The 13,517-nt window shown below is 68.1% G+C and carries 13 protein-coding genes and 1 tRNA gene; 9 read left to right on the top strand and 5 right to left on the bottom strand.

The genetic code is table 11. From position 1 onward, the window contains the following. Positions 1–4: 4 nt before the first annotated feature. Complete coding sequence (locus NM2_RS18425; RefSeq protein ID WP_084531219.1) at positions 5–1,537, bottom strand: alpha,alpha-trehalose-phosphate synthase (UDP-forming); 1,533 nt, start codon at positions 1,535–1,537, stop codon at positions 5–7. Positions 1,538–1,617: 80 nt separating this feature from the next. Beyond that, the gene (locus NM2_RS50220) at positions 1,618–1,785 is read right to left on the bottom strand and encodes a hypothetical protein (protein ID WP_169816187.1); all 168 of its coding nucleotides are present in this window, start codon (positions 1,783–1,785) and stop codon (positions 1,618–1,620) included. A gap of 201 nt (positions 1,786–1,986) precedes the next feature. Between NM2_RS50220 and NM2_RS18420 the strand changes: the two genes are divergently transcribed. From NM2_RS18420 to NM2_RS18410, 3 genes are all read left to right on the top strand, one after another. Then, a complete protein-coding gene (locus NM2_RS18420; RefSeq protein ID WP_067670200.1) occupies positions 1,987–2,820 on the top strand; it encodes an alpha/beta fold hydrolase in 834 nt (277 codons plus the stop codon). A 146-nt stretch (positions 2,821–2,966) separates the two neighbouring features. Next, positions 2,967–3,206 (top strand): MbtH family protein, encoded by a 240-nt coding sequence (locus NM2_RS18415; protein WP_067670198.1) that lies wholly within the window; start codon positions 2,967–2,969, stop codon positions 3,204–3,206. Positions 3,207–3,349: 143 nt separating this feature from the next. Continuing rightward, positions 3,350–3,424: transfer RNA gene (locus NM2_RS18410), tRNA-Thr, on the top strand. Between the two features lie 5 nt (positions 3,425–3,429). Here NM2_RS18410 and NM2_RS18405 read toward each other — a convergent pair. After that, positions 3,430–3,837 carry an SAM-dependent methyltransferase gene (locus NM2_RS18405; protein ID WP_067670196.1) on the bottom strand — a complete coding sequence of 136 codons (408 nt, stop codon included), beginning with the start codon at positions 3,835–3,837 and terminating at the stop codon, positions 3,430–3,432. 532 nt (positions 3,838–4,369) lie between these two features. Here NM2_RS18405 and NM2_RS18400 point away from each other — a divergent pair. Next, positions 4,370–5,107 (top strand): response regulator transcription factor, encoded by a 738-nt coding sequence (locus tag NM2_RS18400; RefSeq protein ID WP_067670194.1) that lies wholly within the window; start codon positions 4,370–4,372, stop codon positions 5,105–5,107. Between the two features lie 76 nt (positions 5,108–5,183). Continuing rightward, positions 5,184–6,614: a HAMP domain-containing sensor histidine kinase gene (locus NM2_RS18395; protein WP_245718097.1), complete on the top strand. Its 1,431-nt coding sequence runs from the start codon at positions 5,184–5,186 to the stop codon at positions 6,612–6,614. Positions 6,615–6,616: 2 nt separating this feature from the next. On the opposite strand, the gene NM2_RS18390 is transcribed toward NM2_RS18395, so the two are convergent. After that, positions 6,617–7,042 (bottom strand): HIT family protein, encoded by a 426-nt coding sequence (locus tag NM2_RS18390; protein WP_067670276.1) that lies wholly within the window; start codon positions 7,040–7,042, stop codon positions 6,617–6,619. Positions 7,043–7,196: 154 nt separating this feature from the next. Between NM2_RS18390 and purD the strand changes: the two genes are divergently transcribed. Continuing rightward, positions 7,197–8,480, top strand: coding sequence for a phosphoribosylamine--glycine ligase (gene purD, locus NM2_RS18385; RefSeq protein ID WP_067670192.1), 1,284 nt, complete (start codon positions 7,197–7,199; stop codon positions 8,478–8,480). Between the two features lie 313 nt (positions 8,481–8,793). Here the strand turns inward: purD and NM2_RS18380 are convergent, their stop codons facing one another. Then, a complete protein-coding gene (locus NM2_RS18380; protein ID WP_067670190.1) occupies positions 8,794–9,774 on the bottom strand; it encodes a M23 family metallopeptidase in 981 nt (326 codons plus the stop codon). A 184-nt stretch (positions 9,775–9,958) separates the two neighbouring features. On the opposite strand from NM2_RS18380, the gene NM2_RS18375 reads away from it, so the two are divergent. The 3 genes from NM2_RS18375 (at position 9,959) to purB (ending at position 13,475) form a co-directional block, all read left to right on the top strand. Continuing rightward, complete coding sequence (locus NM2_RS18375; protein WP_067670274.1) at positions 9,959–11,128, top strand: pyridoxal phosphate-dependent aminotransferase; 1,170 nt, start codon at positions 9,959–9,961, stop codon at positions 11,126–11,128. A 184-nt stretch (positions 11,129–11,312) separates the two neighbouring features. After that, on the top strand, positions 11,313–12,029 hold the full coding sequence (locus tag NM2_RS18370; RefSeq protein WP_084531212.1) for a TetR/AcrR family transcriptional regulator: 717 nt from the start codon (positions 11,313–11,315) through the stop codon (positions 12,027–12,029). Between the two features lie 24 nt (positions 12,030–12,053). Next, positions 12,054–13,475 carry an adenylosuccinate lyase gene (gene purB, locus NM2_RS18365; RefSeq protein ID WP_067670273.1) on the top strand — a complete coding sequence of 474 codons (1,422 nt, stop codon included), beginning with the start codon at positions 12,054–12,056 and terminating at the stop codon, positions 13,473–13,475. Positions 13,476–13,517 lie beyond the last annotated feature (42 nt).

The following is a 13,517-nucleotide window of genomic DNA, read 5'->3' as shown; positions in this document are numbered from 1 at the left end:
GTTGTCAGCGGCCGGGATCCAGGTCGGCGTCGGACAGCAGCGCGCTGCCCGCCACCTGACCCTGGGCCAGCGCGTCGAGAAACGCTCTGGCCCAACGGTCCACGTCGTGCGCGAGGACCTGGCGGCGCAGCGCGCGCATGCGGCGCCGACGGGTGTCGGGATTGTCGGTGAGCGCGGCCATGATGGCGTCCTCGACGCTGTCCAGGTCGTGCGGGTTGCACAGGTATGCCTGGCGCAGTTCGGCTGCGGCGCCGGTGAATTCGCTCAGCACCAGCGCGCCGTTGAGGCCGCCGTGACTGGCGACGTACTCCTTGGCGACCAGATTCATCCCGTCCCGCAGCGGCGTGACCAGCATCGCGTCGGCGGCGACGAAGAAGGCGAGCAGTTCCTCGCGCGGAATCGGCCGGTGCAGATAGTGCACGACCGGATAACCCACCCGCGCGAATTCGCCGTTGATGCGGCCGACCTGGCGTTCGATGTCGCCGCGCATCTGGATGTAGCTCTGCACCCGCTCCCGGCTGGGCGTGGCCAGCTGCACCATGGCCGTCTCGGTCGGATCGATCCGGCCTTCGCGCAGCAACTCCTCGAGCGCGGCCAGGCGGATATCGATGCCCTTGGTGTAATCGAGCCGATCCACGCCCAGCAGAATGTATTTCGGATTACCCAGCTCGGAGCGGATCTGCGCGGCCCGATCGCGCACCGAACGCCGCCGGGACTGTTCGTCGAGTTCGGCCGAGGCGATCGAGATCGGGAAGGCGCCCACCCGTACCGTGCGGAAACCCACCTGCACCACACCGAGTTTCGAGCGCACGCCGACGGTGCCGCGGGAAGTCGGTTGTCCGGCAAGGCGTTTGGCCAGGTACAGGAAGTTCTGAGCGCCGCCGGGTAAGTGGAAGCCGATCAGGTCCGCGCCCAGCAGACCCTCGACGATCTCGGTCCGCCACGGCATCTGCATGAACAGTTCCACCGGCGGGAACGGGATGTGCAGGAAGAAACCGATCGTCACGTCCGGGCGCAGCATGCGGAGCATCTTGGGCACCAGCTGCAATTGGTAGTCCTGCACCCAGACCGTCGCGCCCTCGGCGGCCACCTTCGCGGTGTACTCCGCGAAACGCCGGTTCACCTCGACGTACGCGCTCCACCAGTGCCGCCGGTATTCCGGCCGCACGATCACGTCGTGATACAGCGGCCACAGGGTGCCGTTGGAGAATCCCTCGTAGTAGTCCGCGACCTCGGTCGCGGTGAGCGGCACCGGATGCAGTTCGAGCCCGTCCTCGACGATCGGGTCCAGGTCCACATCGGGGACTCCGGCCCAGCCGACCCAGGCTCCATTATTGTTGCGCAGTACCGGTTCCAGCGCGGTGACCAGGCCGCCGGGGCTGCGCTTCCACCGAGTGGTGCCGTCGGGCAGCTGCTGCAGATCCACCGGCAGGCGGTTGGCGACCACGACGAATCCGGAACCCGCGCCGTGTCGAGCTGTCGCGGGCGAGTGGGCCCCCGCGTCCGATCTTCGCTGATCCGACGGGTTTGCGCTCATCTGGTCCATTACTGGAACCTCCGGTTTGCCGCGGGCCGGGAGAGCCCTGTGGAGTTGTAGTAGTCGCGGGTCGGGGGTGGTTATTCGCCCCGGCCGCCGGGACCGATGCCGAGCATGGACAACAGCATCCGGCATTCGTCCGCATCTTCAGCGTAAGCGGCGACGACTCGTTGGGCCTGTCGAGCAGTCTCGTCGGCGAGCGGCTCCAGATCGTCGTCCGCGATGTCGTTGGCGCCCTTCGCGGCCATCATCGTGTCCTCTCGACTATGGGTTGAGTTCTCACGGTTGCGAGAAGTCAATGGTATAGGTCGTGGGAAATAGGGGCGGTTCGGTCGGCCTGTGCTGGGTATTGACGTGATATCGGCAGCATGCCTGAAACAGGGAGGTTCAGGATGGCTATACCTTTGGGGAGACAGTACGCAGTGTAGGCAGAAAGGGTTTGGAACATCATGCCGTTGGCCACGGTGAACGGAATCGCACTGAACTATCAGGTGAAGGGGGACAAGGCCAAGGGCAGCGATATCAAGGGCGCCGCCCCGCTGGTCGTGCTGGTGATGGGGACCGGTAGTCCGGGCCGGGTGTGGGAACTGCATCAGGTTCCCGCGCTGGTCTCGGCCGGATATCGGGTGTGCACCTTCGACAACCGCGGCATCGCTCCCTCCTATGAGGCCGCGAGCGGAATGACCATCGACGATCTGGTGAGCGACACCGCCGCGCTGATCGAATTCCTGGACGAGGGCCCGGTGCTGCTGGCCGGGACGTCGATGGGCGCGCGGGTATCGCAGGAACTCGCACTGACCCGGCCCGACCTTGTTCGCAAGGCGGTCTTCCTGGCCGGGCACGGGCGGCTGGACCAGTTCCAGAAGACGTTGTCGCTGGGTGAGCACGAACTCGACGCCGAAGGGGTGAAGCTGCCGCCGAAGTACGAGGCCGCGCTGACCGCTGTGATGAATCTTTCACCCGCGACCCTCGCCGACGTCAACGCGGCGCGGGACTGGCTCGATCTGTTCGAGTTCACCGGCGGGCCGGTCACCCCCGGGATCCGGGCGCAGCGCGCGATGGATCACGATTTCGACCGGTTGCAGGCGTACCGCGGCATCAAGGTGCCGTGCCTCGCGGTCGGATTCGCCGACGACCGGATGATCCCGCCGTATCTGGCCCGTGAGGTCGCTCAGGTCATCCCCGCCGCGCGGTACCAGGAGATTCCCGACGCCGGGCACTACGGTTATCTGGAACGTCCCGACGCGGTGAACAAGGTGCTGCTGGAATTCTTCGGCGGCTGATGCGGTGTGCCCCCGGAGGTAACGCCCCGAGGGTAACGCCTGTCTTGCTAGGGTCGACATACGTATGGGGGTCGCTTCGCGCGGCCGTCAGCGTTTCGTACCCCTAGCGCATTCCCAACACACAGCGCCAGTATCAGTGAGGTGAGATGAGCACCAACCCCTTCGATGACGAAGACGGACGCTTCTTCGTTCTGGTCAACGACGAGGAGCAGCATTCCCTCTGGCCGGCTTTCGCGGAGGTTCCCGCCGGTTGGCGAGTCGTGTTCGGTGAGGACAGCCGGGCTGCCTGCGTCGAGTACGTCGAGAAGAACTGGACCGATATGCGTCCCAAGAGCCTGCGCGACGCGATGGCGGCCGACGACGCGGCCCGTCAGTCCCAGTCCTGAGCACAGCCGCTCGACACGCGTGGGGCACGACGACCCGGCGACCGCATGTCCCTGCTCATGCGGTCGCCCGGCTCCCCCCATCCCCGTGACCACGTCTTTTCCCGACCAGCCATCCCCCCGGTTATGATGGCTCCGCTTTTCCCGCCTCCTTAGCTCAGTGGTAGAGCACTCGCCTTGTAAGCGAAAGGTCGTCAGTTCAATCCTGACAGGGGGCTCCAGCAACTCAGTTCTTGCGGGCGACGCCTGCCCAGCAGCCCGCTTCGGCGTCTCGCCACTCGGGGAGGTCGGCCTCGGGGCGCCAGCGGTGGACGCCGACGACGCCTGGGTCCAGGAGTTCGTAGCCGTCGAATAGGCGGGTGACCTCGTCGCGATTGCGGTTCTGGGCGTGTACTCCGCTGGCTCGGTAGGTGGCCAGGGCGCGGCGCATGGTTTCGAGATCGCTCAACGTGCGCACCGCTCGGGCCATGAAGTCGCGGTTGTGGTGGACGCCCGAGGCGACGGTCGGCCACACCTCGAGGATCTTGGCCGCGGCCTGGCGGTCGACCTCGTAATTGTCCTTGCCGCCGAGGAAATAATCGTAGATGCGAGCGCTACTGGGTTTGCTGGGATCCACGCCCCGCTCATTCGTCATCACTCGTCTCCTGGTCTGCAGGTGTGAAAAGCCAATATCCAGCGGGCGCAATGCAATTCGTGTGATAATATGTCCTGTTGCGGCGCGGCCGGGCGACGGCCTCCGTGGTCACCGGGGGCTTGCCGGGCGGCGAGGTTCGGAGCTGATGATGCGATCCCGCCCGGATAATTCCCACCCGCCCCTCTGGTATTCCCTTCTGCGGGAGGGAATCCCGTGCGTGAATAATGCGGCCTCCGGCCTCGAGCGCGGAGTCGCCTATCGCGCAACCTTTTTCGAGGCCGATATGGCCAGGGCGCGACCGTGCGGAAATGGTGAATTCGAGGTCGCCGACAATGCTCACGTGGCGCCGCGTTCCGACGGTTCCGCATCGGGCGGGCATCCGCTCGTGCCCGCGAGCGCGTCGCGGGTACCGGTCGGAACAGGGACGTTGTGGCCGCTCGCGGCGGGTTCAGAGCGAGAACCTAGACCCTTCCCAGGAAACTCTCAGGCAACGTTCAGCGGGTTCGGCACTCGGCGAGGGACGATGTCCTCCATGAATGGTGTGCCAGCGGACCGGGCGCCCGAGGCCAGGATTCTGGTCGTCGACGATGAGCCCATGATCGTCGAACTGCTGTCGGTGAGCCTGCGTTACCAGGGGTTCGAAGTGACCTCGGCCGGCAACGGCGCGGAGGGGCTGGACAAGGCCAAGACCTTCCGGCCCGACGCGCTGATCGTCGATGTGATGATGCCGGGAATGGACGGCTTCGGCCTGCTGCGGCGGCTGCGCGCCGACGGTATAGAGGCTCCCGTGCTGTTCCTGACCGCCCGCGACGAGGTGGAGGACAAAGTCACCGGCCTGACCCTCGGCGCGGACGACTACGTCACCAAACCGTTCAGTCTCGAGGAGGTCGTCGCGCGATTGCGGGTGATTCTGCGGCGTTCCGGCCATGCGGTGGAGGAACGCAAATCCTCGCGAATCCGGTTCGAGGACATCGAATTGGACGACGATACGCACGAGGTGTGGAAGGCGGGGGATCCGGTTTCGCTGTCCCCGACCGAGTTCACCCTGCTGCGCTATTTCATGGTGAATGCGGGCACGGTGCTGAGCAAGCCGCGCATTCTCGATCACGTCTGGCGTTACGACTTCGGCGGCGAGGTCGGGGTGGTCGAGACCTATGTCTCCTATCTGCGCAAGAAGGTGGATACCGGCCCGGATCAGTTGATCCATACGCTGCGCGGGGTCGGCTATGTCATGCGTTCGCCCAGTCGCAGGAATTCCCCGGCGAAATGAGCGTCTGCCGGACCACCCGAATCGGAGGTCATCGGCCATAGACGACACTGTTTCGGCCGACATGGAGAATACGGGCATGGCTGGTGGCGTCGGGAAAGTTCGCGCGGCAATCATGCATCGCCTGGCGGCGGTGCCGTTGCGCGTGACGTTGGTCGTCGCGCTGGTGATTCTCGCCGGGCTCGGCCTGCTGATCTCCGGCGTGGTCGTCACCTCGGTCATGCAACGTGTCGTCGTCGTCGGCGTCGACCGGCAACTGTTCGACGCCGCGCATATCTGGGCGCGGCCGGACGCGCATCTGCCGAGCCGCCTGCCGCCGATGTTCTACGTGCGCACGACGAATGCGCAGGGGGTGGTGGAAGTGCGCTCCCCGGCGTCGTCGTCGGTGCCGGATCTGCCCCCTGATCTGGACAATCATCCGCGCACGGTCGGCACGATCGGCAATCCGTCCGACACCTGGCGGGTACTGGAGGTTGTTCATCCCGACGGTGTCAGCGTGGTCGCGGTGCATCTGGATCAGGGCAAGAACCTCGTCAGTCGACTGGTCGGCCTGCAGATCGTGGTGGGGCTGGCGGTGCTGGCGATCCTCGCGGCCGTCGCGCAACTGGTCATCCGGCGCAGTCTGCGACCGCTGCACGAGGTGGAGAAGACCGCGTCCGCGATCGCCGGGGGTGATCTGCATCGGCGAGTTCCCGTGCGCGGCACCAGCACCGAGGTCGATCTGCTGTCGCAGTCGCTGAACAGCATGCTCACGCAGATTCAGCAGGCATTCGCCGCCACCGAGGCGTCCGAGGAGGCCGCGCGGCGTTCGGAGGCCAAGATGCGCCGGTTCGTCGCGGACGCCAGTCACGAACTGCGCACGCCGCTCACGACCATCCAGGGTTTCGCCGAGCTGTATCGGCAAGGGGCCGTGCCGGATTCGGAACTGTTCATGGATCGGATCGAGCGCGAGGCCAAGCGGATGAGTCTGCTGGTGGAGGATCTGCTGATGCTGGCGCGGCTGGACGCGCAGCGTCCGCTGGAACGCCGGGAGGTGGATCTGCTGGCGATCGCCAGCGACACCGTGCACAATCTGCGCGCGGTCGACGCGACCCGGCACCCGGACGGCCCGCCGCGGCCCATCGATCTCGAAATCCGTTCCGGTGAAGGAACTTTGGAGGTCTCCGGCGACGAGGCGCGTCTGCGTCAGGTGCTGGGCAATCTGGCCGGAAACGCGCTGGTGCACACGCCGCCGGGCACCCCGGTGACGGTGCGGCTGACCCCCGCCGAGCACGAGGTGCTGCTGGAGGTCGTCGACACCGGTCCCGGTCTGCCGCCCAAGGAGGCCGAGCGCATCTTCGAACGCTTCTACCGCACCGACACCTCACGCAGCCGGGACAGCGGAGGCACCGGTCTGGGGTTGTCCATCGTGCAGGCGCTGGTCGCCTCGCACGGCGGCACGGTGTCGGTGAACAGCACCGTCGGCGAGGGCACGACGTTCACCGTGCGGCTGCCGCGCGAGACTTCCTGAGTTCAGTCCGGGACGTTCGCGCCGTAGCCCAGATCGCGCAGGGCCTGCTTGATCTTGTCTTGCGCCTCGTCGAGGGATTCCTTGCTGGGCTCGGGATCCGCACCCGAGATGTTGAAGTCGCCGAGCTCGAACGCCGGGAAGACGTGCAGGTGCAGGTGCGGGACCTCGAGTCCGGCGATCAGCAGGCCGGCCCGGGGCGCGTCCCACGCGGCGCGCACGGCCTTGCCGATCTTCTGCGCCACCGCGTTGATCCGGGCGAACACCTCGGGGTCGAGGTCCTGCCACTGATCGATCTCCTGGCGCGGGACCACCAGCGTATGCCCCTGGGTGATCGGGTTGATCGTGAGGAAAGCGACGAATTCCTCGTCCTCCCAGACGAACCGTCCGGGCAGCTGACCGGCGATGATCGCGCTGAAAACAGAAGCCATGGCCTGCATTGTGCCCTGTCCCGTGCGGCGCTGCGGTGTCCGGCGGTCCCGCGCGGACCTTTCCGGCCCGCATCCAGGCGCGTCGGGCGGCGGCGCGCGCTCCCCCCGCTGATACCTGGCGGGGGCGATTCGGCGGTCACCTAAGCTGTGCTGCGTGCGCGTACTCGTCATCGGTTCCGGAGCTCGTGAACACGCCTTGGTAGTGGCCCTGCGACGGGACCCGGGGGTGAGCGCGGTCTGCGCCGCGCCCGGCAATCCCGGAATCGCGTTGCAGGCGGATGTGAAGCCGGTCGATCCGTGCAGCGCGGAGGCCGTGGTCGCCCTGGCCACCGACTATGCCGCCGATCTGGTGGTGATCGGCCCCGAGGTGCCGCTGGTGCTCGGCATCGCCGACGCCGTGCGCGCGGCCGGGATCGCCTGTTTCGGGCCGTCCGCCTCGGCCGCGCGGATCGAAGGTTCCAAGGCGTTCGCCAAGGACGTGATGGCCGCGGCAGGTGTGCGCACCGCGCACAGCGAGATCGTGGATCATCCGGGTGAACTCGATGCCGCGCTGGACCGCTTCGGCCCGACCTGGGTGGTCAAGGACGACGGCCTGGCCGCGGGTAAGGGCGTGGTGGTCACCGGCGATCGGTCCGCGGCCCGCGACCACGCCGCCGAACTGCTCGAGCAGGGCCATCCGGTGCTGCTGGAATCCTTCCTGGACGGGCCCGAGGTGTCGCTGTTCTGCCTGGTGGACGGGGAGACGGTGGTGCCGCTGCTGCCCGCGCAGGACCACAAGCGGGTCGGCGACGGCGATATCGGTCCCAACACCGGCGGTATGGGCGCGTACACGCCGCTGCCGTGGCTGCCCGCGGGCGCGGTCACCGAGATCGTCGAGACGGTCGTGAAACCTGTTGCGGCGGAGATGGTTCGGCGTGAGGTGCCGTTCTCGGGCCTGCTCTACGCTGGGCTCGCGATGGGCCAGGCCGGGCCCGCGGTGGTCGAATTCAATTGCCGCTTCGGCGATCCCGAGACCCAGGCGGTGCTGGCGCTGCTGGACAGCCCGCTCGGCGAACTGCTGAACGCCACCGCGACCGGAACCCTCGCCCAGGCCGAACCCCCGCGCTGGAAGGACGGCGCGGCGATCACGGTGGTGCTGGCCGCGGAGAACTACCCCGGCCGCCCCCGGACCGGCGACGTCATCACCGGCGCCGGACCAGAGGCCACCGAGCCGAATGCCGAAGTGCTGCATGCCGGTACGTCCCTGCGCGAGGACGGCGCCCTGACCTCGGCCGGTGGCCGCGTGCTGAACATCGTCGCCACCGGAGCCGATCTCACCGAGGCCCGCGCCCGCGCCTACGCCCGCTTCGCGCCGATCAAACTGCCGGGCAGCCACTTCCGCACCGACATCGGCCTCGCGGCGGTGGAGAATCGCATCGCAATCCCGTCCGGGGCGTAGCCGCCGCGCTGCCCTGACGGCCCTGTGGTGTGACCGCGTCGTGGCGAGCGCCGCGGGGCCGGTGAGTGGTCCGTAATAGGACGGGATGCGCTGTCGCGGAACGGCTTCGACGTCGGGCCGGGGACGCGTCACAGCGGCCACACGCGGGCGTCGGTGGTCGGCCGGAATCGCGAATCGTTTTCGGTGCGACAGTCGTGGTGCGGGTATGTGCATCATGGCTGGCGTGTCCGGTGTCGTAGGTCTGACAGTGGCCGGTAGTCGGTCGGGATATGTTGTCGCGGAAGGATTCAGTGCCGTCAGCCTGGATGCCGCATCAGCCGACCTTGATGCCGTGCAGGGCGAGCCAGGGTTGAGGGTCGATGTGCTGGCCGTTGACGAGGATCTCGAAATGCAGGTGGGGGCCGGTGGAGTCGCCGCGGTTGCCCACGCGGGCGATCTGCTGACCGGCGCGGACGCGTTCGCCGACCGAGACCGAGAAGTCGTACATGTGGCCGTAGACGGAGATGGTGCCATCGTCGTGCTGGATGCGCACCCACAGGCCGAAGCCCTGGGCGGGGCCCGCGTTGATGACGGTGCCGTCGGCGACCGCGTAGATGGGCGAGCCGATCGGCGCGGCGATGTCGATGCCGTAATGGAAAGTGCCCCAGCGTGATCCGTATCCGGAGGTGAATACGCCGCGGGCGGGCAGCGCGTAGCCGCCGATACTGCCCTCGATGCCGCCGGGCAGCGCGGCGCTCGGGCCGCCGAGCAGCGGTGAGGGTTGTCCGGCCGCCGCGGCGGCGGCCTCGGCCTTGGCCCGGTCCAGGGTGGCGCGGGCGGCCGCGGCCACCACATCCTGTTCGCGCAGGCGCTCACCGTTGTCGATGGCGGCCAGATCGCGGGCGCTGGTCGCCGGCTCGGCCTGCACCTGCAGCGGATAGGCCACCGGAATGCGCTGTGCCACACCGGGAGCGGGCGTGGAGTCCACCGTGTGCGGTGCGGTGCCGTCCCCGGCGGCGGCCAGCCCGACGAGCACGACGCCCCCGACCAGTATCCGATGCGCGAGCACGAAGCCGCGTCCGCGCAACCACACCCCGCGCGCCTCGCCCGGCCAGTCCCGCCGCACGAATCCCCGCCAGTCCAGGCCCGCGATCATCCGGACGATCCGCCGGACCGAGCCCCGCGCGCGCGTCCATCCACGGCGAATCCGCTCGCCGCGCGAGGAACGTTCGCGGTGCAGTTCGGTACGCCAGTCGGGGCGGATCACGGTCCGGCTATCCCCGGAAATCGTCGTGTGGCGCGCCTCGTCAGGCATTCGCCGACGATAACAGGGGAGTGACCCCGGCCACGCGGACGCCGCCATCCGGCGTGGTCTACCCCTGGGCGCGCGGGTGTGATGCGGCTTCGGGCACGGCGGGGGATCCTGCGTCGGCCTCGGCAGGTTCCGGCCTTCGGGCGGTGCTCGTCGCGCCCGAGGGCACGTGTTCTACCGTCGTCGGGTGCGCAGTGAATCCCGTCGGTCCACCGTTCCCGCCTTCTACGTCATGGATGTGTGGAAGGCGGCCGCCGAACGCGCTCGCACTCACGGCGACGTCCTGGTGCTGGCCGCGGGACAACCATCCACCCCGGCCCCCGCGCCGGTGCTGCGGGCGACCAGGGCCGCCCTGGACGCCGAACTGCTCGGCTACACCGAGACTTTCGGCACCCCCGAACTGCGCGCGGCCATCGCCGCGTACCACCGCGACGGCTACGGCATCGAGGTCGACGCCGAGGACGTGGTGGTCACCACCGGATCCTCCGGCGCGTTCACGCTGATCTTCCTGGCCGCCTTCGATGTCGGCGACACCGTCGTGGTGGCCCGGCCGGGTTATCCGGCGTATCGGAATACGTTGTCGGCCTTGGGATGTCGCGTGGTGGAACTGGACTGCGGCGCGCGGACCCGGTTCCAGCCGACGGTCGAGATGCTCGAGGCGCTGCCCGAACCGCCCGCCGGGTTGATCGTGGCGAGTCCGGCCAATCCGACCGGAACCATGATCGACCCGGCCGAACTGGCCGCGCTGGCCCGCTGGTGCGATGCGCACGGCACACTGCTGATCTCCGACGAGATCTACCACGGCATCGTCTACGACGCAGGCGCGGACGCGACCGCGACGTCCTCGGCCTGGGAGACCTCCCGCGAATCGGTGGTCATCGGTTCGGTCTCGAAGTACTTCTCCATGACCGGCTGGCGGCTGGGCTGGATGCTGGTGCCCGAGGGCCTGCGACCCGCGCTGCAGCGGCTGGCCTCGAATATGACCGTCTGCCCGCCCGCGATCTCCCAGTACGCCGCGGTGCACGCCTTCGACACCGAGTCACGCCGGGAGCTCGACGGCCACGTGCGCCGCTACGCCCGCAACCGCGCCCTGCTGCTGGACGGCCTGCCCCGGCTGGGGATCACCGACCTGGCCCCCGCCGACGGCGCGTTCTACGCCTACGCCGATATCGCGCACCTCACCGACGACGCCACCCGCTGGTGCGCGGATCTACTCGCCGGCACGGGTGTCGCCCTCGCGCCGGGCACCGATTTCGATACTCGCAACGGCAGTCACACCATTCGGCTGTCCTTCGCCGGGGCGACCGCGGATATCGAGGAGGCGCTGGCCCGCATGGGCCGCTTCCTGGGCGTTTGACTAGGCAACCGAAGCGGATTGTGCCGCAAGGACTTTCCCCAGACACCCACGCGACGCCCGCGGATGGGGTACAAAAGCCATGGTTGTATTTTCAACACCTGCACGTTTGCCCACTCGAACTGGATTCTCACAGATCGCACCGATTTGGCACGGATGAACCGATGATGACTGGCACGATGACACGGTGATCACCGCGACGACCCCGAAAGGTGAAAGGCGTCGCCAAGCGTTGGTCGCGGCTGCCGCCGAGTTGCTACTCGAAGGAGGATTCGACGCAGTGCGCCACCGCTCGGTGGCCACCCGCGCGGAACTTCCCCTGGCCTCGACGACGTACTACTTCGCGTCGCTCGAGGATCTGATCGCGCGCGCGGTCGAGTTCAGCGGCAACGCCGAACTCGAGGTGATGCGCCGCCGCGTCGGCGACGTCCCGCACCGCCGCCGCGGCACCGACGCGACCGTCGACCTGATCCTGGATCTGCTGGTCGGTGCGGACGCACCCGACGAGTCCGCCCGCGGCCGGTTGATCGCCCGCTACGAGCGTTCGGTGGCCTCGGCCCGGCATCCGGAACTGCGCGAGGTACAGCTACGACTACGCGCGCAGCTCGAGGAGCTGCTCGCCGAGGCGCTGCGCCGATCCGATCGGGTGGTGCGCGCCGAACAGCTGCGACGGCTGGTGGCCATGGTGGACGGTGCGGTCGTCGCGGCGCTGACCGAACTGGATCCGCAGCCGCGGCGCACTGCCCGCGGCGCGCTGCTCGAGCTGATCGACGTGATCGCCCCGCCCGCGCCGCAGCATACGATTCCGCCGCACCCGATGGCCGCGCACACGATCCCGGCGCATCCGGTCCCGCAGCATCGGAGCGAGCCCCAGCAACTGGACAGGCACCGATCGCTGGACTGAGCGGGAACCGTAGACTGGATGTTCGTGACCCTCGTGCCGAATGTCCTCGCCACCCGCTATGCCAGCCCCGAATTGGTGCGGCTGTGGTCGCCCGAGCACAAGATCGTGCTGGAGCGTCGCCTGTGGCTCGAGGTGCTGCGGGCTCAGTCCGAACTGGGTATCGACATCCCGGACGGGGTGCTCGCCGATTACGAGCGGGTGGTCGAGCAGGTCGATCTGACCTCGATCGCCGAACGTGAACGGGTCACCCGGCACGATGTGAAGGCGCGGATCGAGGAGTTCAACGCCCTGGCCGGGCACGAGCACATCCACAAGGGGATGACCAGCCGCGATCTCACCGAGAACGTCGAGCAGCTGCAGATCCGCCTTTCGCTCGAACACGTCTACGCGCACGGTGTCGCGGTGGCCGCCCGGCTGGCCGAGCGGGCCGCGCAGTACCAGGCGCTGGTGATGGCCGGTCGTTCGCACAACGTGGCCGCGCAGGCCACCACGCTGGGCAAGCGATTCGCTTCCGCCGCAGACGAAGTGCTCATCGCGCTGACCCGCGTGCGCGAGCTGATCGACCGCTATCCGTTGCGCGGCATCAAGGGGCCGATGGGCACCGCACAGGACATGCTCGATCTGCTCGACGGCGATGCGGGCAAACTGGCCCAGCTGGAGCAGAAAGTGGCGCGGCACTTGGGTTTCGCGTCGGTGCTCACCAGCGTCGGGCAGGTGTATCCGCGCTCGCTCGATCACGACGTGCTCTCCGCGCTGGTCCAGATCGGCTCGGGCCCTTCGTCTTTCGCGCACACGGTGCGGCTGATGGCCGGAAACGAACTGGTCACCGAGGGCTTCGCGCCCGGCCAGGTGGGTTCCTCGGCGATGCCGCACAAGATGAACACCCGATCCTGCGAGCGCGTCAACGGTTTGCAGGTGGTGCTGCGCGGATACGCGTCGATGGCCGCGGAACTGGCTGGGGCGCAATGGAACGAGGGTGATGTGTTCTGTTCGGTGGTGCGCCGCGTCGCGCTGCCGGACGCGTTCTTCGCCGTCGACGGGATGCTGGAGACCTTCCTGACGGTGCTCGCGGAATTCGGCGCGTACCCTGCGGTGATCGAGCGCGAACTGAACCGCTATCTGCCGTTCCTGGCCACCACCCGCATCCTGATGGCCGCCGTGCGCGCCGGGGTCGGTCGCGAGAGCGCGCACGAGGTCATCAAGGAACATGCCGTCGCGGTGGCGCTGGCCATGCGCGAGCAGGGCCGCGAACCCGACCTGCTGGACCGCCTGGCCGCCGACGACCGCATGCCGCTGGACCGCACCGCCCTCGACGCCGCCCTGGCCGACCGTTCGGCCTTCATCGGCGCGGCCCAGGCTCAGATCGCCGATGTCGTCGCGCAGGTGGAGAAGCTGGTCGAGGCCAACCCCGAAGCCGCTCGCTACACCCCCGCGCCGATTCTCTAACCGGGAGCCGGTAGCCGAGCGGTCGCCATATCGGCCCGGGAT

It is taken from the genome of Nocardia miyunensis NBRC 108239, assembly GCF_001613065.1.
GTDB lineage: Bacteria > Actinomycetota > Actinomycetes > Mycobacteriales > Mycobacteriaceae > Nocardia > Nocardia miyunensis.
Note: the sequence above shows the minus strand (reverse complement) of the source record. Positions and strands in the feature narration are given on the sequence as shown.